Consider the following 23,682-nt stretch of genomic DNA (forward strand, 5'->3'; position numbering starts at 1 on the left):
TTATAATACTGTAAAGGAGCTGATAATATGAAAAAAATGAACATACAAATGAGCTTACTTATGGCTACAACCATGAGTTTTTTCCTGTCAATGACCGGGCTTTTATCGGCTGGAAAGTTTACAGTACCGGCATTTATAATCAGTTTTATTGAGAGTTTTTTCATAAGCCTTATCATCGGGTTCTTTATTCCCATGAAAAAAATCGGTGATTCTGCTGTTGAAAAGGCCGGCATTGAGCCGCACAGCTTAAAGGCAAGGCTGCTTGAAACTCTGATATCCGATCTGATATACACGCCTGTTATGACATTCTGCATGGTATTCATGGCATACAAACAGGCTTCAAAGGAAGGCACCCCTCCCCCATTCGGGATAATGTTTGCAAAGTCTTTAGTTATTAGTCTGGTAGTTGCTTACATAATCATATTTATTGTACAGCCGATATTCATCAAATTCCTGATGAAGAAAAACGGGATCGGCGGACCGCCGGAAATGGGCGGAAGGCCTCCTATGGGTGGAAGACCGCCTGAGGAATAAGTGTTAAAAAGCCCTTAAGCAAGATACGCTTAAGGGCTTGAGTTTATATTTGGGTTAGTCGTTCTTGGACTTTAATATCGGAGACAACGGCTTATAGATAAGGACAGTCACGAGAGCACAGAGCACGCCCTTGATAAAGGTAAAGGAAAGGTTGAAAATGCAGAGTGCTTCAAATGTCGAATCAGTCGAAGGTCTTATAGCCTTATATGCACCGAGGATAGCTTCTTCACCGCCGTAAGCCTTGAAGTAGATAGGATAAACGATAAAGTAGTTTAGCGGCAGGCTGATAAGAGTGAAGACGATAACGCCCACGATACAGCTGATTACTGCGCCCTTTTTTGTCTTATTCTTAAGATAGATAAAGCCGGCAGTAAGAGCGAAAGCTGCGCTTGTAACGAAGTCAAAGATATCGCCGATACCCATTGTAGTACCGAAGCCCTTGATAACAAGGTGAACTACATTCTTGATAAGGCAGACGGTTATACCAGCCACAGGACCCATTGCAAAACCTGCAAGGAGCGAGATAACATTTGACAGGTCGAGCTTAATGAAAGAGGGCATAAACGGTACCGGGAAGTCAAAATAGTAGACCACTATTGCCACAGCGCTCATCATAGCTGTGATGACCATTTTCCTTGTTGAGAAAAGCGTCTTCTTGTTGTTGATTGTATTTTTGTTGTCGATCGTGTTTGTCATAATTGATTCCTCCTGTTGATACCAAGGAGAAACAGCAGGTGTTTAAAACAAAAAGCCCCCGTAAACGCACGGGGGCTTGGTTGCATAATGCAGCTGTTGCTTCTTCCATCCGGACTATACCGTCGGTTTCGGAATTTCACCGAATCAGCGCATAAAATGCGGTAGAGGACTATCACCTCCGGTGTGGAATCTCACCACCCCTTGAAACAAATATTGATATTAATTAAAAACGAGAATTACTCCTCGTCTTCAAGCTCGGAATAATCGAACTCTATCTTCTCTCCGCAGTTAGGGCAGTCAATAGAGCCAAGCTCTACCATGCTCTCGCCCATACGGATAGAATCGCCGCAGTTAGGGCAGATGCACTCATAGAGAGCATCTTCGTCAAAATCATCGGCAGGATCATAATCGTCATCGTCGATCTCGTCGTAGTCGTCAAGATCATCGTCATCATAGTCATCGCCGAAATAAACCTCTTCCTCAACATCGCCGAGGTCTTCATCTATCTCGTCTATGATATCGACCATTTCATCGACTTCGTCTGCAACGTCCTCAATATAAACTGCCATATCCTCAAGGATATCAGCCATGAGCTTAAGTATCTTGCCCTGGTCGGTAGAATCATCTATCTTCAGACCGTCCATAAGACCCTTAAGATATGCAACTCTCTGTGAAAGCTCCATTTATTACCCCTCCTTACTGAAAGCTGAAAATTGTGGTTTATGCACGCTCCATGTACTCGCAGGTCCTTGTATCGATCCTGATCTTATCACCTGTATTGATAAAGAGCGGAACCTTGAGCTCAGCACCTGTCTCAACAGTTGCAGGCTTTGTAGCATTAGTAGCTGTATCACCCTTGAAGCCGGGGTCTGTATCAGTTACTTCGAGCTCTACGAATGTAGGCGGCTCAACACCGAAAACCTTACCCTTATAGGAAAGGATCTTACATACCATATTTTCTTTAACGAACTTAAAGTTATCGGAAAGCTCGCTGCCGTTTACGGGAACCATATCGTATGTCTCGGGATCCATGAAATAGTAAAGATCGCCGTCAGCATAGGAGAACTCCATATCCTTTCTCTCGATGAAAGCAGTCTCGAACTTAGCACTGGGGTTATAAGACTTTTCAATAACAGCGCCTGTAATAACATTCTTAGTCTTTGTTCTTACAAATGCTGCGCCCTTACCAGGTTTAACGTGCTGAAACTCTACGACCTGCAGAACGTTGCCGTCCTCTTCAAAAGTTACACCGTTTCTGAAATCACCAGCAGTTATCATAAATTTACCTCCAAATCAGTTTTACAGACACTATTACACAGTATCTCTATAGATATTTTATCATATTTTCCATTACATTGCAAGAGCTTTTTCTGCATTTTTTGCATTCTACACGAAAACTTTACAATTACAATATGATAAGCTGTTTCGGAGCTTTTGTCATATTTACGCAGCCGTCATTTTTAACTATCACAAAGTCCTCTATACGCACACCGAATTCATTTTCGATATAGATACCAGGCTCGACTGTCACGATACTGTTTTCAGGCAGCGGTTTATCATAGCTTTTAGCGGCATAGGGCGGCTCATGAATCTCGACACCGACACCGTGGCCGAGAGAGTGGCCGAACTGCTCGCCGAAGCCTTCTGCTGAGATGATATCTCTTGCTATCTTATCAAGCTCACGCCCTGTTATACCTGCTTTTACTGCGTCAAGTGCAGCGAGCTGTGCCTTAAGGACAATATCATACACACGCTTCATTTTTTCAGAAGGCTCACCGACACAGACTGTTCTTGTCATATCACTATGATAGCCGTCTACAACTGAGCCGAAATCAAGGAGCACGAAGTCGCCTTTCTCGATCTTTTTATCACCGGGGACGCCGTGAGGGAGCGAGGTATTCTTTCCAGAGAGAGCTATGGTATCAAATGAGAGTGCTTCTGCGCCGTTTTTTAGCATGAAATAATCAAGTTCAAGCTGGAGCTCACGCTCAGTCACGCCCTCATGGATAAATTCGAGCATATGCTCAAAGCCTGTCTCGGCGATACGCTGAGCCTGTATCATTTTTTCAGTCTCATCAGGGGTCTTTATCATTCTTATTGTATTTATACTGTCAGACAGGTCATCAGATGACACGACCTCGGCTGAGAGCTTATTCTTATAGCTTTCAAGCTGGCTGACAGTCACCGTCATAGACTCGACAGCGATAGTTTCAGCGCCGTGCTTCGCTATAAGGGAATTAATCTGCTCATAGAGCTTATCCTGCAAAACGACCTCGATAAACGGGTCACCGGCGAGGAGATTTTTAGCTTTTTCAATATAACGGAAATCTATTATAAGATATGCCTTATCCTTAAAAAGGAGCACCGTGCCTGCGCTTGACTTCATACCTGTGAAATAGCGTCTGTTTATGTCAGAGGTGATGAGGGCGCAGTCGGTCTTTATCAGCTTTGAAAGGCGGTCAAGTCTGCTCATTTCTTTGCAAGCCCCCAGCCTTCTTCGCCGCCGAAGACCTCAAAGAGCGCTTCTATAGCAAGGAAATATGATGCCTTACCGAAGCCGGCGATAGAGCCCTTACATACAGGAGCTATAACTGACTTATTCCTGAACTCATCTCTTGCGGCGATATTGCTCAGGTGTACCTCGATAACAGGTATCTTGATAGCCTCGATAGCGTCTCTGATAGCATAGCTATAGTGGGTATAAGCACCTGCATTGAGGATAACGCCGTCATAGACATTTCTCGCTTCATGGAGCTTATCAATGATAGCACCCTCGAAGTTTGACTGAAAGATATCGCAGGAAAAATCCTTACGCTCAGCACGGGAAACTATCTGGTTATTGATGCTCTCGAAAGTATCGTTTCCGTAGTGCTTAGGGTCACGCTCTCCGAGAAGGTTAAGGTTAGGTCCATGGATAACAAGTATTCTTTTCATGATCATCACTCCATTATTTGTTTTACAGTATGTTTAAATCCCTGCCAGTACGACAGGGATATAGTTACATCATATTTACAGGCATATTATACCTTGCAACGACTCTGTACGGCTCACACCTGACAAGTGCTGATGATCTGAACCGACAGGAAAAAGGCTCGAAAAAGCCCTTAAGACATTCACGAAGTTCAAGCGCATCTTCATAGCAGGGCTCATAGCCGACAGTGATATAAGGCTTCCAGCAGGACGGAAGAAATCTGCCATTGAAGCCTGCATCAAAGTGTTTGGAAAAGGTAGCATAGGTCTTATAGAAATCAGACTTAAGCCTATCGTCCATAACAGGACTAAGATAGACCGTGCCGTTTTCAAAAACGCCGATATCGGTAAAATCAAGCACGAACGGCTCTAAGATATGAGCAAGGCCGCTATAGAAATCCAGAATGACAGACTCTCTTTCACTCACAAATGCGCCGATATTGATACTCGGGCGTATCTTTTTATTTATGATAGATTCAGAGCTGACATATTCAAGCAGCCTGAGCAAGCCCTTATTATCAGGCTCGAGCAAAACGCAGTACAAAGCCATGAGCTACTCCTTAAAGGACAGATAGCAATTCTTCATTGTAAGTGCATCTTTATCCTGAGTGCCGGCGCTTTCACAGATAAACGTCGGGGCAAGGCCTTTCTTTGCTACAAGCTCCATAAGCGGCTCATAGTCAGGCCCGAAGCCCTGGTTATCATCGAATGTGAGGTGCATTTTCTCACCGCCGGGTATGGTGAACATTATCTTTGAAAAATGGCTATGGAAGACCTTAAGGCGGTCATAGCCGAGGGCGTTCTCTACATCAGAGAGCATCTTCTCATAGTCTTCCTTGCCGTTAATACAGCCGAAGCCTCTTGCATTAAGGTGGCCGAAGTCGATAGTCGGGAGGAATGTATCATCGAGCTTACAGAGCTCGATAACTTCTGCAAGGTCGCCGAGCTGGTTGACCTTACCCATAGTTTCAGGGCAGAAAACAATATCCTCAAAGCCCTGGTCGATAGCAGCCTTTCTTGCACGGGAAAGAGTATCCTTAGCAAGTTCGAGAGCCTGCTCTCTTGTTATCTTTGCGCAGGAGCCGCTATGTATAACTATCCTTTCAGCGCCGAGACGCTTTGCAGCATCGCAGGTCTGGAGAATATAGTTTATACTGTTATCACGCTTTTCCTCCTCAACGCTTGAAAGCGAGATAAAATACGGCGCATGGACTGAAAGGGTTATACCGTATTTTTCAGACTCAGCCCTGAGCGACTGGGCGAGCTTATCTGAAACACGCACTCCCCTGCCGCACTGGTACTCGTAGTGGTCAAGCCCTATCTCATTTAAGTATTTTGGGACATCGACTGTTGATTTATGCGTTTTGGAATAGGCATCACTATTACCGGCCGGGCCGAATTTTGCAAGCATTATAACATACCTCTCTGATCGTTTATAGGACTATTAGCTGTCATCTGCATCTTTTTAGCATAGGCTGCTTCTACGACCCTGGCAAATTCCTTACCGTTTTTAGTCGATGTCGGGACAGATATCGGTGTACCGTCTGAAAGCTCGACACGAAGCGTGTTCTTATTGGTATACATAAGGCTGAATATCTCGTCGTAGCTGACATCACGGGTCTTACCGAAGACATTGGTATAGGAAAAGCCGTTTTCATCAAACTCATACTTTATCATAAAGTACATAAGTATAACAGCTATACCTATAACAGCGCCCAGAATACAGAATATATAATCAGAGTGCTGCTTATTGACATCATTCTCGGAAAGACCGTGTACAAACTCAAAAGCACCAAAGCATAGAAAGAGCAAGCCAAAAAACAGCGAAGCTATATGGCTTCTGACAGTTATTCTCTCATTCATGCCTATCAATTTTTAGTGTCGATAGGATTATTCTTTACATCATCTTCCTCAACGAGCGAGGGAGATACCTTGATAACGAAATCAAGGTTGATATACTGGATATAGCCCTCACAGTTGAGCTTGATCCAGCCGTCATAGACATCGAGCACAAGGCTTGAAGCGAAATAATCGTTAGTTGTTTCGATATCGTACTTACCGCCGATGAATTCTCTCATAAATCTGTTCATAATGATCTTCTCCTTTATATTTTATTTATTTGGGAACTTAGGTAAAAACGGGCGCTCACACCAGCGCTTGAAGCGGAACGGGCGGCTCGTTTCAGGCTCTATAGGGAACACAAAAAGCGAGCGGATACCCTTAAGGTTACAGCCAAGGACATCGGTAAATATCTGATCGCCCACAGATGCAACATATTTTTTAGGGATACCGAGGCGCTTTATTGCCCTTGTATAGCCGAAGGTAAGCGGCTTTTTGCCCTCACATTCAAAATCGACACCGAGCTTATCAGCAAACGGTCTCACCCTTGGGGGGTGGTTATTTGAAACTATGATAAGGGCTATACCGGCTTTCTTCATAGTATTTATCCAATCGAGGCTCTTTTGAGGCACCTCGGGGTTATTATGTGTAGTAAGCGTATTATCAAGGTCAAGTATAAGCGCCTTGATATGCTTATGCTTTAAGAACTCGGGGGTGATATCCCCGACCTTATCAAAAACATAGGTTGGCTTGAATAACATTTAACTCTCCAATCAGACAAAGCAAAAAGCGGACAAGAAACTTGCCCGCTTTTGATCACTTATCAGTATTTACGCTTACGAGCAGCTTCGGATTTCTTCTTACGCTTTACCGAAGGCTTTTCGTAGTGTTCTCTTTTACGAACCTCGGCAATAACGCCGTCCTTAGCACAGGACCTCTTAAAACGCTTAAGAGCTGTATCTAATGTTTCGTTCTTACCAACACGAACTTCTGCCAAAATTATTCCCTCCCTTTGCCACCTTTAACAGAGGTAACAAGTATTGGTGTATCGGAGCTCTCGGTGTTTAGTGAAGGCGCTTGCTGTGCAAACAATATGAACGCTTTTACACGTTCGCTTTTCTCTGTTACTAAAAAGCTCAAACACATTACCCAATATGATTACATCTTATATTATACTATAATTTTATCACAAAGTCAATAGCTTTAGAGGAAAAATTTAAAATTATTTTATGACGATATTAACGAGCTTACCGGGAACGTAGATCTCCTTGACTATGCTCTTGCCTGCCATTGCTGCGGCAACTGCTTCATCAGCCTTTGCCTGGGCTATGATATTCTCCTTAGAGTCATCAACTGCAATATTTATCCTGGACTTGATCTTACCGTTGAGCTGAACAACTATCTCGACGGTAGCATCAACACAGAGAGCTTCATCGAAGGATACCCACTCCTGCTCATCGAGCTTGCCCTCAAAGCCGCAGATCTCATAGAGTTCCTCTGTGAGGTGAGGTGCAAAAGGATAAAGGATAACGAGAAGGTCTCTGTATTCCTTCTTTGTGATAGAGCCTGCCTCATATATCTCATTAAGCAGCGACATCATAGCAGCTATAGCAGTATTGAACTTCATAGCCTCGATATCCTCTGTGACCTTCTTGATAGTCTTATGCATAGAGGAGCGGAGCTTTTCGCTGTACTCATCACCGTCGGTGAGCTTATCCTGGAGAGCCCAGATCCTGTCAGCAAAACGCTTACAGCCCTTGACGCTCGACTCGCTCCAGGGAGCAGCCTTTTCATAGTCACCCATAAAGAGCACATAGAGTCTCAGGACATCTGCGCCGTATTCATTTACAACATCGAGCGGGTCGATAACATTTCCACGGGACTTACTCATCTTTTCGCCGTCAGGTCCTAAGATAAGACCCTGAGCTGTTCTCTTTGCATAAGGCTCAGATGTAGGAACAAGGCCGAGGTCATAGAGGAACTTATGCCAGAAGCGGCTATAGATCATATGTCTTGTAACGTGCTCCATACCGCCGTTATACCAGTCAACAGGCATCCAGTACTTAAGAGCCTCAGCAGATGCGAACTCATTATCATTATGCGGATCGCAGTATCTGAGGAAGTACCAGGACGAACCTGCCCACTGAGGCATAGTATCTGTCTCACGTCTTGCGTCTTTACCGCACTTAGGACACTTACAGTGAACGAAGCTGTCTATTCTTGCAAGAGGGCTCTCACCGTCTGTACCGGGGAGGAAATTCTCAACAGGTGGGAGCTTAAGAGGGAGCTCGTCATAAGGAACAGCTACCATACCGCAGGTATCGCAGTGAACTATCGGTATAGGCTCGCCCCAATAGCGCTGTCTGTTGAATGCCCAGTCCTTCATCTTATACTGAACGCCTGCCTCGCCGCAGCCGAGCTTTGCAAGCTCATCAAGCATACGGGCGATAGCGTCCTTCTTATTAGTGATACCGTTAAGGACACCGGAGTTTACCATTTCGCCGTCGCCTGTATAGGCTTCCTTAGAGATATCGCCGCCCTTAATAACTTCGATGATATCTATACCAAACTTCTTAGCGAACTCATAGTCTCTTGTATCGTGAGCAGGAACAGCCATGATAGCGCCTGTACCGTAGCCCATCATTACATAGTCGGAAATATATATCGGTATCTCTTTATTTGTGATAGGATTGATAGCTGTGAGACCGTCTATCCTTACACCTGTCTTATCCTTAACGAGCTGTGTTCTTTCAAATTCGCTCTTTTTAGCGCACTCTGCCTTATAAGCATCGAGGTCAGCTATATTCTTTATGCTGTCTCTGTACTTTTCGATGACAGGGTGCTCAGGTGCGATTACCATAAATGTTACGCCGTAGAGTGTATCGGGACGTGTGGTATATATCCTGAGCTGCTCGTCCTGCTCTTTGAGCTTGAAGTTTACGAATGCGCCTGTAGACTTACCTATCCAGTTCTGCTGCTGGAGCTTTACATTGGGAAGGTAATCTACTTCTTCAAGACCCTGGAGGAGCTTATCAGCGTACTCGGTAATTCTTAAATACCATACTTCCTTTGTCTTCTGAACGATATCGCTATGGCAGATATCGCACTTACCGCCCTGAGAATCCTCATTTGAGAGAACGACCTTACAGCTGGGGCAGTAGTTGACAAGTGTCTTATCACGAAAAACAAGGCCGTTTTCAAACATCTTAAGGAATATCCACTGTGTCCACTTATAGTAGTTCTCATCTGTTGTATCAACTACTCTTGACCAGTCGAAGGAAAAGCCTACCTTTTTGAGCTGGCCTGTGAACTTTTTGATATTTCTGTCGGTAACGATACGGGGGTGGATATTATCCTTGACAGCAGTATTCTCGGTAGGAAGGCCATATGCGTCAAAGCCTATCGGGAAGAGGACATTATAGCCCTGCATCCTTCTCTTACGGCTGACAACTTCAAGGCCGGAATAAGCCTTGATATGGCCGACGTGCATACCGTGGCCCGAGGGGTAAGGAAACTCAACGAGCGCATAGAACTTCTTCTTTGAGTGGTCATCGCTCGCCTTGAACGTTTCGTTTTCGTCCCAGTATTTCTGCCATTTTTCCTCAATGGCTTTGAAATTGTAATCCTTCATTTATATCATATCCTTTACAATAAATTACTTGAAATATTCTCTTACGTCCTTATTGGCGACAAGTGTGAATGCGCACACGCAGTCGATTGCCGCTTCGGCAAGATAGAGCACCTGAAAGCCCTTGATATTATCCTTGATATGGATAAGCACGATAGCAACAAGAAGAACAGCTGTTATATAGTTTGTCATAGGCTTTTTTTGCAGCATAAGATATGCAAGTGCTGCGAAAACCACAAGGATAACTATATTGCTGAAGCTAAAGCCAAGCACGAGGTTAAGTATACCCTTTATGACAAAATACACACCGCAAAGACCGATAAGGTTTCTGCCGTTAACTGAATGACCCATACGGCATTACTCCTTGACAACAAAGGGAGAAATATCTATCTCCTCGCCGTCTGCCCAGAGGCGCTCTAAGTTATAGTGGTCTCTTGTCTGTGTATAGAACACATGGACAACGATATCCTCATAGTCGAGGACTATCCAGTTTGATGCGCTGTAGCCTTCGGTATGATGAGGATCGACACCGAACTTCTGCTTCATCTGATACTCCACCTCATCGGCAAGAGCCTTAGTCTGAGTTGTGGAGTCACCGTTTGCTATTACAAAATAATCAGCAATAATTGTAAGATCCCTGATACCTATCGCCTTGATATTCTCAGCCCTCTTGGAATCGAGTGCGGAGATTATACATCTGAGCTTTTCATTGGCAGCATCGTTTTTCATTCAACCTGCTCCTTTCCTTGCTTTATCATTTTTTTCCTTTTTTATTGTTTCAGTTAGAAATCTGTTATATGCTTCAAGGGTTGACACGGGGATAGTATTACCCTTTACAACAGAATCAGTTATCGAGAATTTAAGCGCTTCGAGCATTGCCCTTTCAAGGCCGCTGACTGCGAGCTTACGCATACGCTTAACGTCTTTATAATCTCTGTCAGCCGATATCAGGTCAGCAAGATATACGATAGCCGCAAGTCTTGACATATCCCCTGCCGCTACGGTATGATACCTGATAGCGAGGATAACATCCATATCTTCTATACCGAAGACGAGCCTTGCAAGCTCTGCACCTGCGACTGCATGGAAAAGTGCGTGGGAAACTTTTTCCACCGCATCTACATTCAGATACGACTTCAAAACATACTCACGCTGTTTTTCTATCGGCAGCTCCTTTGCAACATCGTGCAGAAGGCCTGCAACAAGAGCCTTATCGGGGTCTTCGCCGTATAGCTTTGCAAGCTCAACAGCTGCATCTGACACATTGACAGAATGGTTATACCTTTTCTTTGAAAGGTTAGCCTTAAGGTATTCCTTATACCTTGTTATCAGTTTTTTATCAGTCAATTCAATACTTCTTTCTGATAGAGTGAATTCTCATATATATATTTTACTACATTTTTATCCAAATAGCAAGATGGGTCATCACCGCTTAAAAACATTTTTCTTATTTCAGATGATGATACCTCTAAAGGCTCGGCATCACAAATAACGACTCTGCCGCCCTTTTGCTCCAGGGTTCGCTTTGCATCTTCAAGTGCTGCTCTGTCGCCGTTAAGGCGGGAAACACACACCAGAGTACAAAGCCTGAGTATCTGCTCATACTCATACCATTTATGAAAATTACAAAGGCTATCGCTGCCGACGATGAAATAGATATCAAAGTCGGGACAGCTTTGATGAAAATGCTGTATCGTAAAGAGCGAATAGCTTTTGCTCTCACGCTTAAGCTCATAGTCAGAAAACTCTGTATTCTCACATGAACCAAAAGCAAGACGGAGCATATTCATTCTATGCTCACCCGATACAAGGCCGGTGCTTTGTTTATGAGGCGGTATGGCATTTGGAATGACGATACAAAGATCAGGCTCAACAGCTGCCCTTGCAGCATCAAATGCATTTTTATGGCCGTTATGAACAGGGTCAAAAGTACCGCCGTATATGAGCAGTTTTTTCATATCACTTATTCTTCAGCTTGATGACAGGCTCTTTTTCATTGCGCTTATAGAGTATAGCTTTTGAGCCGATACACTGCACCACCTCGGCGCTTATACGCTCTGCTATATCTATAGCCGCCTCCTTAGCTGTAAGGAGGGAATTATCGAGCACCTTTATCTTTACAAGCTCATGCACTCTTAAGTAATCGTCTATCTGAGCCACCTGAGCGTCATTGACGCCGCCCTTGCCTATCTGGAACACGGGCTCAATTGAATTTGCTAATGCTTTGAGCTCTGCTCTCTGCTTTGGTGTTATCATACATTTTCCCCTTTATCAAGTTGTTCAAGAAGTGCCTTAAGAGCGTTTGCTCTATGAGACACGCTGTTTTTTACATCGCTGTCCACATCGGCAAAGCTGACACCGTCATACAGGAAAACAGGGTCATAGCCAAAGCCGTTACTGCCGGAGGGAGTGTGGGCGATAGTTCCGTATACCCTGCCCTCGACTGCAAGCTCACGGCCATCGGAATAGATAAAGCAGATAGTACACATAAAGTGAGCACCACGCTTTTCATCGGGAACGTCTTTGAGCTTTTCAAGAAGCAGTGCAGTACGCTCAGCATCGGTAGAAAGGCCGCCGAAGCGTGCGGAATATATACCCGGAGCCCCGTCAAGAGCATCAACGCAAAGACCGCTGTCGTCAGCGAGAACACACTCGCCGCTGAGTTCATGGATAGCCCTTGCTTTAAGTGCTGAGTTTTCGGCAAAGGTAGTGCCTGTTTCCTCGACTTCGACATCAAAGCCTGCCTCCTTTGCAGAGACGACCTCATAGCCGAGAGGAGAAAGCAGCTGAGAATACTCTCTGAGCTTACCCTTATTCGAGCTTGCTATAATAAGTCTCATCATCACACCTCGTTAATGATCTCGCTCTTTCCCTGCGAGAGCTTTTCAAGGAATTTCTTTTCCTTTTCAGTATCCATAGTACCTATGCAGGCCTCGTTATAGATCATATACAGATCATACTCAAAGCCGCCGACTGCTGATGCACCGACAGAGTTGCCGCCGTCAACGCCGCATATCTCGACCTTCTTGACATTACGGGCTCTCATAAACTCACCGAGAGCGTCATTAAGGAAAGCATTAGGCTTTGACTTGGTATACATATTCTTTGAAACGACCTTAAGGCCTGTAACTATATCAGACTCAGCAGCCTTGCCGTTAGGCATATTGCTTTTGAAAAGTCCCTTGGCAACTGTTCTTACATAGAATACTTCCTCAGGAGCATACTTTTCTATACGCTTATTGATATTATCAATGAGCTTTTTACGGTCGTAGTTATACAGATCTTTATTTCTGAATTTACCTACATAGTATTCCTGCATATTGATTATAAGCAAAACGTTATCCATTATATGTTCCTCCCTATATTTCTTATTTAGAATTATTTATTCAAAAAGTGCATTTACAAAATCCTTTGCAACAAACGGCTGGATATCCTCGATCTTTTCGCCGACTGTAACGAGCTTTACAGGGATCTTCAGTTCGTCTGTGATAGAGATTATGATACCGCCCTTGGCTGTACCGTCGAGCTTTGTAAGGATAATACCTGTGATATCAGCGACCTCATTGAACTGTCTTGCCTGGTTGACTGCGTTCTGGCCTGTTGTGGCGTCGAGTGCCAGAAGCACCTCGAGCGAGCAGCCTTCTGCCTGCTGATGAACTATCCTTGCTATTTTTCTGAGCTCATCCATAAGGTTCTTTTTATTATGAAGTCTGCCGGCGGTATCACAGATAACTATATCTGCATTTCTTGCCTTGGCAGCGTTAAGTGCATCATACACAACAGCCGCAGGGTCAGAGCCGGCATTATGCTTGACTATATCAACGCCTGCACGCTGTGTCCAGACTTCGAGCTGGTCGATAGCTGCTGCACGGAAAGTATCTGCTGCTGCAACGATGACCTTTTTGCCCTGCTGAGAGAGCTGGTACGAGAGCTTACCTATAGTAGTGGTCTTTCCGGCACCGTTAACGCCTATAACAAGTATTACAGAAGGCGTTGTTGAAAGGTCAAGAGGCTGATCCTCGCCGAGCATATCGGTTATTACCTCTTTGAGCATATCCTTGATAAGCGAAGGGTCTGTAATCCCCTGCTTCTTGACACGGTCTCTGAGCTCCTCGCATATAGCGACAGAGGTATTGACACCTATATCGCAAAGGATAAGTGTCTCCTCGAGTTCCTCGAACAGCTCGTCATCTATTTTGGTAAAGGAATGAAGAAGGCGCTCTATCTTGCCCATCATAGAGTCCTTGGTCTTTTTTAGTCCTGCTTTGAGTTTTTCAAAAAATCCCATTTAAAAAACTACCTCCGATCATTGTTCATTATCCATATCGTAAGCCTCATCGGGGCTCATACGCAGCAGCTTTGATATACCCTTCTGCATGGTGACACCGTAGAGCACGTCGGCTTCTTCCATAGTACCACGTCTATGGGTAATAGCTATAAACTGCGTCTTATCAGTAAATCTATGCAGATACTGAGCATATCTTGCAACATTGACATCATCGAGCGCTGCTTCTATCTCATCAAGCAGACAGAAAGGCGAAGGACGCAGCTTAAGGATAGCAAAGTATATCGCAATAGCCACAAAAGCCTGTTCACCGCCCGAGAGAGACACAAGGTTCTTGATGACCTTTCCGGGAGGGGCGACTCTGATATCGATCCCACATTCGAGCACATTGTCAGGGTCAGCAAGTATAAGCTCTGCCCTGCCGCCGCCGAAAAGCTCGGTGAATATCGCCTTGAAGCTCCTGTTTATCGCATCAAAGCTCTCAGTGAATATCTCCTTCATCTTCTCGGTCAGGTCATCAATCAGCCCTGCGAGCTGGAGCTTGGAGTTATTGACATCATCAAGCTGCGAAGTCATAGTCTCAAAGCGCTCGCTTACCTCCTCGTACTCCTCGATACTTGCGAGGTTGACGTTACCGAGAGCCTTTATCTTGCCCTTAAGCTCGGAAAGGCGCTTATTTGCCTGTGCGACATCTATTGTCATATCAGCAAGCTCCTGAGCCTGCGAGCGTGTGAGCTCATAGTTATCATAGAGCGATGCAACTATCCTGTCGAACTCGGCAGTTTCACTTCTGACGCTTTCTTCAAGGCGTGAGAGCTGACCCTGGAGGTTCTCCTTCTCGTTGAGCTTTGAGCGCTGCTCGCTTCTGAGCTTTTCTGCGCTGTCGCTGAGGGTTGATCTCTTGACAGATCTTGATGTTATATCATCTTCGATCTGCTTGATAACACCAACGCTGTCCTTAAGAGACTGCTGAAGGCTTGATATCATATCATGCTTATCAGCTATCTGCTTATTCAGGTCGTCTATCCTGTCACGGCTGTCGCTGCTGTCAGCGGCGGAGCGTGTGATAAGCTCCTTAGTCTGCTCGATAGTTGACTTTATCAGCTCGATATCCTTTTGTATCTGTACACCTTCTATTCTAACCGAAGAGAGCTTTTCTGTCAAGTCCTCACGCTGGCGGCGAAGACCTTCGAGCTTGCTCTTTGAGCTTGCGAGCTCGCCCTCACGCTCGGCTATACGGGTATTCAGCTCATTAAGAGAAAGGATAGCCTCGTTTATATCATTATCAAGCTGCTTAAGGCGCTTCTTTGACGAATCTATCTGAGCGTCATATTCATCGAGTTTCTGCTCGCAGTCTTTTCGTATCTCGCAGATACGCTTTATCTCCATATCGAGCTTCAAGGTCTCACCGGAGAGGGTGTTTATTGTTTCACGCTCACCCTCAGCCTGAGCGGAAAGGTTTGCACATTCTTGTCTGAGCTGTGCTGTGCCAGACTTCATATCATTGAAGGATTTTTCAAGTGCTGCGCATTTTGCAGAGAGGTCGTCTATCTCATTCTTTCTTGAAAGCAGGCCGGCTGTCTTTGAAGCAGAACCGCCCGTGAAAGAACCGCCTGCATTTATGACCTGGCCGTCAAGAGTACATATCTTGAAGCGGTAGTTATACTTTTTAGCGATATTTGATGCGAGATCGATATTCTCGGCGATACACACCTTTCCAAGAAGATATCTTGCTATGACATCATATCTGCTGTCGCAGGTGACGATATCGCTTGCAATGGCGACAAAGCCTTCTTCATTTTCAACTCCCTGCGCATCGAGCCTGCCGACCTTGACAGATGTGAGCGGAAGGAAAGTCGCCCTGCCCGCCTTAGTTTCCTTTAAGAACTTGATAGCACGTTTAGCACCCGACTCATCGTCTGTAACGATATTCTGCATTGCTGCACCGAGGGCAGTTTCTATTGCAAGGTCATATTCTTTTCTTGTGGATATTATCTGGGCTACAGAGCCGCAGATGCCCGAAAGCCTTCCCTGCTTTTTAGCTTTAAGGACGCTTTTAACGCTATAGGCAAAGCCTTCCATATTGCTTTCGAGGTCTTTGAGGATATTAAGGCGCTGAGATGTCTGTATAAGCTCACTCTCGGCCTGTCTTATCTCATTCTCCTGTTTTTCGAGCTTCTGGGCTTTATTCTTAAGAAGCAGCTCGAAGCCGGATAGTTTATTCTTATGCTCATTGAGGTTTTCCTCTGCCTTGGCAAAGGCTGACCTTTTAGCTTTAAGCTCATCGGAAAGCTGCTGCTCGTCCTTCTCGCCCTGAGCGAGATCTGCTGTGAGCTTTTCAAGGCTTTCTTCAAGCTCATCAGTAAGATTCTTATTATTCTCTATCTTAAAGCCGAGAGAAGACTTTTCAAGGTAGAGCTTACTGAGCTCGTCGTTGGAATTCTGTAGTTCCTTATCAAAATCCTCTGTACTTGAAAGGAGCTTTGAAAAGCTATCCTCCGTCTTCACTTCGAGTGATTTATTCTCATCGAGCTTTTTCATAAGTGCTTCGAGAGATGCGTTATGCTTAACAAGCTGTTCATCGAGGTAGCCGGCGTTTGTTTTAAAGGCTTCTATCTGCTCCTCAAGCTGTGTTATACTCTCTTTTAGATGCTCGATATCATTTTCACAGACGGCAATTTTTGATGTGGCCTGTGTATTATCAAGCTCTGTCTGGTGTATCTTTTCACGGAGCTCTGCTATCTCCTGCTCACAGGCAGCGCTCTGTTCAAAGGCCGACTGTATCTTATCATCAAGCTCATTGACTTCCTTTTCCAAAACATCATACTGCCCTCTGACAAGAGTGAGCTTTTCATTTGTTTCATCTATACTTTTTGTTGACTTATCGAGTTTCTGCACCCAGACGGATATTTCAAGGCCACGTTTTTCTTCTTCAAGAACGATGAATTTCTTAGCCTTTTCCGATTGGGTCTTTAAAGGCCCGAGGCGTGAGCTGAGTTCCGAGAGGATATCTGTTATCCTTGATATATTATCCTCAGCTGCAACGAGCTTACGCTCGGCTTCTTCTTTTTTATAGCGGAATTTGGAGATACCGGCGGCTTCTTCAAATATCTCACGCCTGTCAGTAGACTTACTCGAAACTATCTCCGCTATCCTGCCCTGACCGATGATAGAATAACCGTCACGGCCAAGACCTGTATCCATAAACAGCTCGACGATATCCTTAAGGCGGACATTCTCGCCGTTGATGATATATTCGCTGTCGCCGTTTCTATACAGCTTACGGGAAACACGAACCACATCGCTGTCAACATTAAGTGCTTTATCTGTATTATCTATCGTGAGTGTGACCTGTGCAAAGCCTACAGACTTTCTCTGCTCTGTTCCGGCAAAGATAACGTCCTCCATCTTTCCGCCTCGGAGCGTTTTAGACGACTGCTCGCCCATTACCCAGCGCATAGCGTCACCTATATTGCTCTTGCCCGAGCCGTTAGGCCCGACAACAGCTGTGATGCCCTTATCAAAATCAAGGGATATCTTATCGGGGAAAGACTTGAAGCCCTGCATTTCAAGACCTCTCAGGTACATTTTCTCACTTCCCTTACTGCCAAATATTTATTACCTGATATTTATCATTGGTATCATCAGAAGGCACGAGCCTAAGTTCAAAGCCTTTATCTGCAAAGTACCCGACGTTGCTCTTTTTCTGGCCGAGTGCTTTACTAAGGTTCTTTGAAGGGACAGCAAATTCTGCGATGCCCTTTGAAAGACCTGTTTTATTTATTTCTGCATCAAATGCCTTACGGTAGCAGACCGCCTCACAAAGCTCCCGGAAAGCCGGGTGGTAGAAGCCGCCGAGCATATCACGCTCAACAAACTCGCTTGCGTGAAGGCCGCATTTGATGACCTTTATATCTGCATTATCAAACTCGGTGAGCATATCTGCACAGAGTTCAACAACATCGTCAAAGCTCATAGTCTGGTATTCACCTGACTGATACAACGAACCGAGCTTTGTGCCCTTTAGTATCACTACGGGGTAGATACGGACTGTCTGCGGGCGGATATCAATTATCTTACGCATAGTTGCAAGCTCTTTTTCACGGGTGCTTTTATACAGGCCGACCATCATTTGCAGGCCAAGCTCAAAGCCATATCGGCGGATAAGTTCACTTGCATCAACAACATCCTGTGCTGTATGGCCACGCTCATTTGCTGCAAGCACTTCATCGTCAAGAGACTGAGCGCCGAGCTCTATTGCTGTAACGTTATACTTTTTCAAAACGCCAAGCACGTCGTCATCAATATAGTCGGGACGTGTTGAAAGTCTTATGCCACGAAACTTACCCTCGCCGACAAACTCATTGGCGGCTTCAAGCAGTGCTGTCATATAATCATGCCTTATAGCAGTAAAGCTGCCGCCGAAGAAGGCTATCTCAGTGTTTTCAGGTGATGATATCTCATCAAGAGCCTGAGCGCATATACGCCTTACATCATCAGGCTTAGGGGCTTTATCCTCACCGCTTATCGTGCGCTGGTCGCAGAATGCACAGAGGTGGGGACAGCCGATATGCGGCACGAAAATGGATATATTACTATGCTTCATTGACGCCCATAAGTGCAAGAGCTTCTTTTGCAGCGGCCTGCTCTGCTGATTTCTTAGAGCGGCCTGTGCCCTCGCCTATCACATTATTATTCAGGAGCACCTGTATAGTGAACTTCTTGTCATGGTCGGGGCCTGACTCGGAGCTCAGATGATACTCTATCTTCTCCTCGGGATTATGCTGAATGACCTCCTGAAGGAGAGTCTTATAATCGTGGAATGCATCTGTGCCCTTCGGAGTGATATCCTCAGGGATAAATGACAGGATATAGGGAGCGACCGCCTCCATACCGCCGTCAAGATATATTGCTGCTATAACTGCCTCAAAAGCATCGGAGACTATCGAGGGGCGTGTTCTGCCGCCTGTCTGCTCCTCGCCCTTACCAAGGAAGATATATGAACCAAGGTCAATTCGCTTTGAAAACTCAAAGAGTGCATTCTCACAAACAAGCGAAGCACGCAGCTTTGTGAGCTCACCCTCGGGGATATGCGAAAAATGCTTGAATATATGGTCAGAGACCACTATTGAGAGCACAGAGTCGCCTAAGAATTCAAGGCGCTCGTTCGAGCAGCGTGCTTTCTTGCTCTCATTCGCAAAGGAGGAATGAGAGAGCGCTTCAAACAAGAGCTGCTCGTCTTTGAATGTATAGTTTATCTTTTTCTGAAATTCCTTCAGAGCTGTATTTTCGTCCATTGCTTACGCCTCTTTACTGCTTTTCATTGATGCGAGAGCTTCTGTTATAGTATCTATAACGCCTGTCTCGGTAAAGATCTTTGCCTGTCTTACAGCGTTATAGAAAGCCTTTGCATCAGAGCTGCCGTGTGCCTTTATTACAGGTTTTGCAGTACCAAGGAGAGGTGCACCGCCGTACTCGGAATAATCGACTTTTTTCTTGAAAGCCTTGACGTTATTCATAACAAGAAGTGCTGCGAGCTTGCTCTTGGCATTAGCAGTGAGGAGAGTTTTAAGCTCACCTGCGAAGAATTTAGCCATACCCTCATAGAGTTTGAGCATGATATTTCCTGTAAAGCCGTCAGCAACTACAACATCAGCATCACCGAGGGGCACCTGTCTTGCTTCGATATTTCCTGTAAAGTTAACAGGAGCAGTCTTTAAGAGCTTATATGTTTCAAGCTCGAGCTCTCTGCCCTTTGACTCCTCAGCGCCTATATTTGCAAGGCATACTCTCGGCTTTTTGACACCGAGCACCTTTTCCATATAAGCAGAGCCCATGATACCGAACTGCACGAGCATCTCAGGGCGGCACTCTGCATTTGCTCCGCTGTCAAGAAGCATAGTTGGTGCGCCTGCTGTCGGGAGGACTGTTGCAAGAGCAGGACGCTTGATGCCCTTAAGTCTCTTAGCGATAAAAGTAGCACCGACAACGAGAGCACCCGTAGAACCGGCAGAAACGAAAGCATCGCCCTCACCGTCTGCAAGCATCTGAAGGCCGACTGCCATCGAGCAGTCCTTCTTGCTCTTGATGACCTCTGTAGGTTCATCGCATATCTCGATGACCACAGGTGTATGCTTTATCTTAAGTGATGATATATCTATAGAATTATCCTTGGCACATTTCTTTATCTTTTCCTCATCGCCGACGAGGGTGACATCTACCTTGAAATCGGCAACAGCATCTACTGCGCCTTTTATAACTTCGAGAGGGGCGTTATCGCCGCCGAATGCGTCCATTACAATATTCATTTTCTGACCTCCTCATATATATTATCAGATACCTTCAAGCACCTTGTCAAGGTCTGCAAGACCACGGGTAGCAAGGGCAAGGTATTTTTCTTTCTTATCCTTTATCCTGTCAGGAAGCATGGGAAGGATACCCATATTACAGCCCATAGGCTGAAAATCAACTACTGTATCATCAGAGATATATTTTGTAAGCGCACCGATCATCGTTGTTGCAGGGAGCGATATCTGCTCTTTGCCGGTGAGCTTTCTTGCAAGGCTGAGGCCTGCGATCATACCGCTTGAAGCTGACTCTATATAGCCCTCGACCCCTGTTATCTGCCCTGCAAAATAGATATTGCTGTGTGAGCGCATATTGAAATGCTCATCGAGCAGTTTGGGGGAATTGATAAATGTATTTCTATGCATAACGCCGTAGCGGATAAACTCAGCATTTTCAAGGCCGGGGATCATTGAGAAAACACGCTTCTGCTCGCCGAATTTAAGATTTGTCTGGAAACCGACGATATTATAGAGCGAGCCCTCGGAATTCTCGGCACGGAGCTGAACGCAGGCGTAGGGTCTTCTGCCGGTCGAGGGGTCTGTAAGACCTACAGGCTTAAGAGGCCCGAAACGCATAGTATCCACGCCACGCTTTGCAAGCACTTCTATCGGCATACAGCCCTCATAGACCTTAAAGCCGTCCTTTGAGAAATGCTCCTTATCAAAATCGTGGAGCGGAGCGCTCTCGGCATTTACAAGCTCGTTATAGAATCTAAGATACTCGTCCTTTTCAAAGGGGCAGTTTATATAATCAGCTTCTCCCCTGCCATAACGTGAAGCAAGGAATGCTCGTGACATATCTATGCTTTCCTTTGTTACTATAGGAGCAACTGCGTCGTTGAAATACAGATAATCGCCGACGAGCTCACCTATCTTCTGAGCAAGTGCGTCACTTGTAAGAGGGCCTGTAGCTATAATGACATCGCCATCGGGGATATCTGTGACCTCGCCCTCGATAACAGTTATATTACTGCGTGAGCGGATACGCTCTGTGACAAGGTCGGAGAACCTTTCTCTGTCGACCGCCAAAGCACCACCTGCGGAGACAGCTGTTTTCTCAGCGCACTCCATAGTGAGAGAGCCGAGCCTTCTCATTTCCTCTTTGAGCATACCGGCAGCCGACTCGATACGGCTTGCCTTAAGTGAATTTGAGCAGATAAGCTCTGCAAAGCCTTTATACTTATGTGCAGGGGTGTATTTATGAGGCTTCATCTCATAAAGCTCGGTTTCAATACCGGCATTTGAGAGCTGCCATGCCGCTTCTACACCTGCAAGCCCTGCACCAATCACCTTAGCCTTCATCGCTGAGATCCTTTTCATAGCCGCAGCCGACCTTATGGCAGACGAGCTTGCCGTTCTTGCCGCCCTTCTGGAAAAGCGAGCTGCCGCAATCGGGACACTTATGCTCTGTAGGGATATCCCACGTCATAAAGCCGCAGGTCGGGTTATCCTCACAGCCGTAATACTTCTTGCCCTTCTTGGATTTTTTGAGCAGCACCTTTTTGCCGCAGTAAGGGCAGTCAGCACCGGTCTCGGTAACTATACGCTTGGTATTTGTACACTCCGGGAAGCCGGAGCAGGCAAGGAACTTACCGAAACGGCCTATCTTTATGACCATAGGCTTGCCACAAAGCTCGCACACCTGGTCAGTCTCCTCATCAGGCACCTTGACACGCTTTCCGTCCATAGCTTCCTCAGCCACAGAGAGCTCGCTGTCAAAATCCTTGTAGAACTCATCGAGAGTCTTGACCCAGCCCTTTTTGCCGTTTTCTATCTTATCAAGGTTTGTTTCCATATTAGCGGTAAATCCCACATCAACGAGCTTGCCAAAGTGGTCGCTCATAAGAGAGTTAACCGTTTCACCTAAAGCTGTAGGCTTTAGCTGCTTACCGTCACGCTCGATATAGCTTCTGGATATGATAGTTGTTATTGTAGAAACATAGGTAGAAGGTCTGCCTATACCTGTTTCCTCGAAAGCCTTTACAAGAGATGCTTCGGTATAGCGTGCAGGCGGCTGAGTGAAATGCTGGTTGCCCTTAAGCTCTTTGAGTCTGAGCTTTTCACCCTTTTCAAGAGGAGGGAGAACGTTCTTTTTCTCGTCGTCGTTATCCTTAGTTTCCTCATACAGAACTGTAAAACCGTCAAACTTGACAGAATAGCCTGTGGTCTTGAACATACAGCCGTTAGCAAGGATATCAACAGAAACTGTATCCATGATACAGTTTGACATCTGGCTTGCTATAAAACGCTCCCAGATGAGCTTATAGAGCTTATACTGGTCGTTTGTTACGCCGCTTTCCTTTACTTCATCAGGGGTGAGCTCGGGGTGAGTCGGGCGGATAGCCTCGTGTGCATCCTGAGCGTTGCCTTTTGATTTATACTTCTTCGGTGTATCGGGGATATACTTATCGCCGTATTTGTCTCTTATGAAATTATAGGCAGCTGCCCTTGCTTCATCAGAGATACGAAGCGAGTCGGTTCTCATATATGTGATAAGACCGGTAGCGCCCATGCCCTTGATATCAAGACCTTCGTAGAGCTCCTGAGCTGCCTTCATTGTACGTCTGCCCTGGAAGCCAAGTCTTCTTGAAGCCTCCTGCTGGAGGGTAGATGTAGTAAACGGTGCAGCCGGGGATTTCTTATGCACGCTCTTTTTTATCTTATCAACAACATAATCAGCGTTTTCAAGTCTTGCAAGGATAGCATCTGTCTGCTCCTTATCAGCAAGCTCGACCTTTTCACCGTCAACTGTTGTGAGCTTTGCGCTGAAGGTCTTTTTTGAGCCCTTTGTATGGAGCTTGGCATCTATCGACCAGTATTCAGTCGATTTGAATGCACGTATCTCCTCCTCCCTGTCGCATATCATCTTGACAGCGACAGACTGAACTCTGCCGGCAGAAAGGCCACGTCTTATCTTTCTCCAGAGGAAAGGTGACAGCTTATAACCGACTATGCGGTCAAGGATCCTTCTTGCCTGCTGTGCATTGACAAGGTTAAGGTCTATTGTACGGGGATTCTCCATACCGGCCTTGATACCGCTTGCAGTTATCTCATTGAATGCAACACGGTTCTTATCATTCATATCAAGGCCAAGGAGCTGTGCAAGGTGCCATGAGATAGCTTCGCCCTCACGGTCAGGGTCTCCTGCGAGATAGACATGATCGGCTGCCTTTGCCTTTTTCTTTATTTCCTTGATAAGGGATTCCTTATCCTTTATATTTATATACTGCGGCTCAAAGCTATGGTCGATATCGACACCGAGCTTTGACTTAGGAAGATCACGAAGATGACCCATTGAGGCCACGACTTCATAATCACTGCCGAGGTATCTTTTTACTGTTTTAGCCTTATGAGGCGACTCAACTATAACAAGATCAGACAAT

27 protein-coding genes and 1 riboswitch are annotated in these 23,682 nt (G+C 45.5%); of the genes, 1 reads left to right on the plus strand and 26 read right to left on the minus strand.

Annotation, left to right across the window (positions count from 1 at the left end; translation table 11 throughout):
* Positions 1-27 precede the first annotated feature (27 nt).
* Positions 28-534, plus strand: coding sequence for a hypothetical protein (locus CD05_RS17810; protein WP_051588872.1), 507 nt, complete (start codon positions 28-30; stop codon positions 532-534).
* Between the two features lie 54 nt (positions 535-588).
* Here the strand turns inward: CD05_RS17810 and CD05_RS0107110 are convergent, their stop codons facing one another.
* The 26 genes from CD05_RS0107110 to topA form a co-directional block, all read right to left on the minus strand.
* Positions 589-1,230, minus strand: coding sequence for an ECF transporter S component (locus tag CD05_RS0107110; RefSeq protein WP_037322879.1), 642 nt, complete (start codon positions 1,228-1,230; stop codon positions 589-591).
* Positions 1,231-1,323: 93 nt separating this feature from the next.
* A riboswitch (FMN riboswitch) is annotated at positions 1,324-1,443 on the minus strand.
* A gap of 23 nt (positions 1,444-1,466) precedes the next feature.
* The gene (locus tag CD05_RS0107115; protein WP_028509914.1) at positions 1,467-1,913 is read right to left on the minus strand and encodes a CD1247 N-terminal domain-containing protein; all 447 of its coding nucleotides are present in this window, start codon (positions 1,911-1,913) and stop codon (positions 1,467-1,469) included.
* 37 nt (positions 1,914-1,950) lie between these two features.
* Positions 1,951-2,508 carry an elongation factor P gene (gene efp, locus CD05_RS0107120; protein WP_028509915.1) on the minus strand — a complete coding sequence of 186 codons (558 nt, stop codon included), beginning with the start codon at positions 2,506-2,508 and terminating at the stop codon, positions 1,951-1,953.
* Positions 2,509-2,635: 127 nt separating this feature from the next.
* A complete protein-coding gene (locus CD05_RS0107125) occupies positions 2,636-3,703 on the minus strand; it encodes an aminopeptidase P family protein (RefSeq protein ID WP_028509916.1) in 1,068 nt (355 codons plus the stop codon).
* Positions 3,700-4,164 (minus strand): type II 3-dehydroquinate dehydratase, encoded by a 465-nt coding sequence (aroQ, locus tag CD05_RS17815; protein ID WP_051588873.1) that lies wholly within the window; start codon positions 4,162-4,164, stop codon positions 3,700-3,702. Before aroQ ends, CD05_RS0107125 begins: the two co-directional genes overlap by 4 nt.
* Before the next feature lie 64 nt (positions 4,165-4,228).
* Complete coding sequence (locus CD05_RS0107135) at positions 4,229-4,750, minus strand: hypothetical protein (RefSeq protein ID WP_028509917.1); 522 nt, start codon at positions 4,748-4,750, stop codon at positions 4,229-4,231.
* A 3-nt stretch (positions 4,751-4,753) separates the two neighbouring features.
* A complete protein-coding gene (locus tag CD05_RS0107140; RefSeq protein WP_028509918.1) occupies positions 4,754-5,611 on the minus strand; it encodes a TIM barrel protein in 858 nt (285 codons plus the stop codon).
* The gene (locus tag CD05_RS0107145; RefSeq protein WP_156947341.1) at positions 5,611-6,063 is read right to left on the minus strand and encodes a hypothetical protein; all 453 of its coding nucleotides are present in this window, start codon (positions 6,061-6,063) and stop codon (positions 5,611-5,613) included. The genes CD05_RS0107140 and CD05_RS0107145 overlap by 1 nt, the downstream gene beginning before the upstream one ends.
* A 5-nt stretch (positions 6,064-6,068) precedes the next feature.
* Positions 6,069-6,290 (minus strand): hypothetical protein, encoded by a 222-nt coding sequence (locus tag CD05_RS0107150; protein WP_028509920.1) that lies wholly within the window; start codon positions 6,288-6,290, stop codon positions 6,069-6,071.
* A 21-nt stretch (positions 6,291-6,311) separates the two neighbouring features.
* Positions 6,312-6,800: a YqeG family HAD IIIA-type phosphatase gene (locus tag CD05_RS0107155; protein WP_028509921.1), complete on the minus strand. Its 489-nt coding sequence runs from the start codon at positions 6,798-6,800 to the stop codon at positions 6,312-6,314.
* A 62-nt stretch (positions 6,801-6,862) separates the two neighbouring features.
* The gene (gene rpsU, locus CD05_RS0107160) at positions 6,863-7,036 is read right to left on the minus strand and encodes a 30S ribosomal protein S21 (RefSeq protein WP_028509922.1); all 174 of its coding nucleotides are present in this window, start codon (positions 7,034-7,036) and stop codon (positions 6,863-6,865) included.
* 225 nt (positions 7,037-7,261) lie between these two features.
* On the minus strand, positions 7,262-9,670 hold the full coding sequence (gene leuS / locus CD05_RS0107165) for a leucine--tRNA ligase (RefSeq protein WP_028509923.1): 2,409 nt from the start codon (positions 9,668-9,670) through the stop codon (positions 7,262-7,264).
* Positions 9,671-9,694: 24 nt separating this feature from the next.
* Positions 9,695-10,018 (minus strand): hypothetical protein, encoded by a 324-nt coding sequence (locus CD05_RS0107170; RefSeq protein WP_028509924.1) that lies wholly within the window; start codon positions 10,016-10,018, stop codon positions 9,695-9,697.
* Positions 10,019-10,024: 6 nt separating this feature from the next.
* Entirely contained in the window at positions 10,025-10,396 is a 372-nt protein-coding gene (gene rsfS / locus CD05_RS0107175) for a ribosome silencing factor (RefSeq protein ID WP_028509925.1), read from the minus strand.
* On the minus strand, positions 10,397-11,014 hold the full coding sequence (yqeK, locus tag CD05_RS0107180; RefSeq protein ID WP_028509926.1) for a bis(5'-nucleosyl)-tetraphosphatase (symmetrical) YqeK: 618 nt from the start codon (positions 11,012-11,014) through the stop codon (positions 10,397-10,399).
* On the minus strand, positions 11,011-11,625 hold the full coding sequence (nadD, locus tag CD05_RS0107185; protein WP_037322882.1) for a nicotinate (nicotinamide) nucleotide adenylyltransferase: 615 nt from the start codon (positions 11,623-11,625) through the stop codon (positions 11,011-11,013). The genes yqeK and nadD overlap by 4 nt, the downstream gene beginning before the upstream one ends.
* Before the next feature lies 1 nt (position 11,626).
* Positions 11,627-11,923, minus strand: a complete 297-nt coding sequence (locus CD05_RS0107190; protein WP_028509928.1) for a YhbY family RNA-binding protein — start codon at positions 11,921-11,923, stop codon at positions 11,627-11,629.
* Positions 11,920-12,510 (minus strand): RdgB/HAM1 family non-canonical purine NTP pyrophosphatase, encoded by a 591-nt coding sequence (gene rdgB / locus CD05_RS0107195; protein WP_028509929.1) that lies wholly within the window; start codon positions 12,508-12,510, stop codon positions 11,920-11,922. The genes CD05_RS0107190 and rdgB overlap by 4 nt, the downstream gene beginning before the upstream one ends.
* Positions 12,510-13,013: an isochorismatase family protein gene (locus CD05_RS0107200; RefSeq protein ID WP_028509930.1), complete on the minus strand. Its 504-nt coding sequence runs from the start codon at positions 13,011-13,013 to the stop codon at positions 12,510-12,512. Before CD05_RS0107200 ends, rdgB begins: the two co-directional genes overlap by 1 nt.
* A 36-nt stretch (positions 13,014-13,049) precedes the next feature.
* A complete protein-coding gene (gene ftsY, locus CD05_RS0107205; RefSeq protein WP_028509931.1) occupies positions 13,050-13,955 on the minus strand; it encodes a signal recognition particle-docking protein FtsY in 906 nt (301 codons plus the stop codon).
* An 18-nt stretch (positions 13,956-13,973) separates the two neighbouring features.
* On the minus strand, positions 13,974-17,540 hold the full coding sequence (gene smc, locus CD05_RS0107210) for a chromosome segregation protein SMC (protein ID WP_028509932.1): 3,567 nt from the start codon (positions 17,538-17,540) through the stop codon (positions 13,974-13,976).
* 13 nt (positions 17,541-17,553) lie between these two features.
* Entirely contained in the window at positions 17,554-18,558 is a 1,005-nt protein-coding gene (locus tag CD05_RS0107215) for a radical SAM protein (RefSeq protein WP_028509933.1), read from the minus strand.
* Entirely contained in the window at positions 18,548-19,249 is a 702-nt protein-coding gene (gene rnc / locus CD05_RS0107220) for a ribonuclease III (protein WP_198021581.1), read from the minus strand. The genes CD05_RS0107215 and rnc overlap by 11 nt, the downstream gene beginning before the upstream one ends.
* Before the next feature lie 3 nt (positions 19,250-19,252).
* Positions 19,253-20,260: a phosphate acyltransferase PlsX gene (gene plsX / locus CD05_RS0107225; RefSeq protein ID WP_028509935.1), complete on the minus strand. Its 1,008-nt coding sequence runs from the start codon at positions 20,258-20,260 to the stop codon at positions 19,253-19,255.
* 24 nt (positions 20,261-20,284) lie between these two features.
* Complete coding sequence (trmFO, locus tag CD05_RS0107230; protein WP_028509936.1) at positions 20,285-21,619, minus strand: methylenetetrahydrofolate--tRNA-(uracil(54)-C(5))-methyltransferase (FADH(2)-oxidizing) TrmFO; 1,335 nt, start codon at positions 21,617-21,619, stop codon at positions 20,285-20,287.
* Positions 21,591-23,681 (minus strand): type I DNA topoisomerase, encoded by a 2,091-nt coding sequence (gene topA, locus CD05_RS0107235; RefSeq protein ID WP_028509937.1) that lies wholly within the window; start codon positions 23,679-23,681, stop codon positions 21,591-21,593. The genes trmFO and topA overlap by 29 nt, the downstream gene beginning before the upstream one ends.
* Between the last annotated feature and the right edge of the window lies 1 nt (position 23,682).

Source organism: Ruminococcus sp. NK3A76, from assembly GCF_000686125.1.
In the GTDB taxonomy this organism is placed as follows: domain Bacteria; phylum Bacillota; class Clostridia; order Oscillospirales; family Ruminococcaceae; genus NK3A76.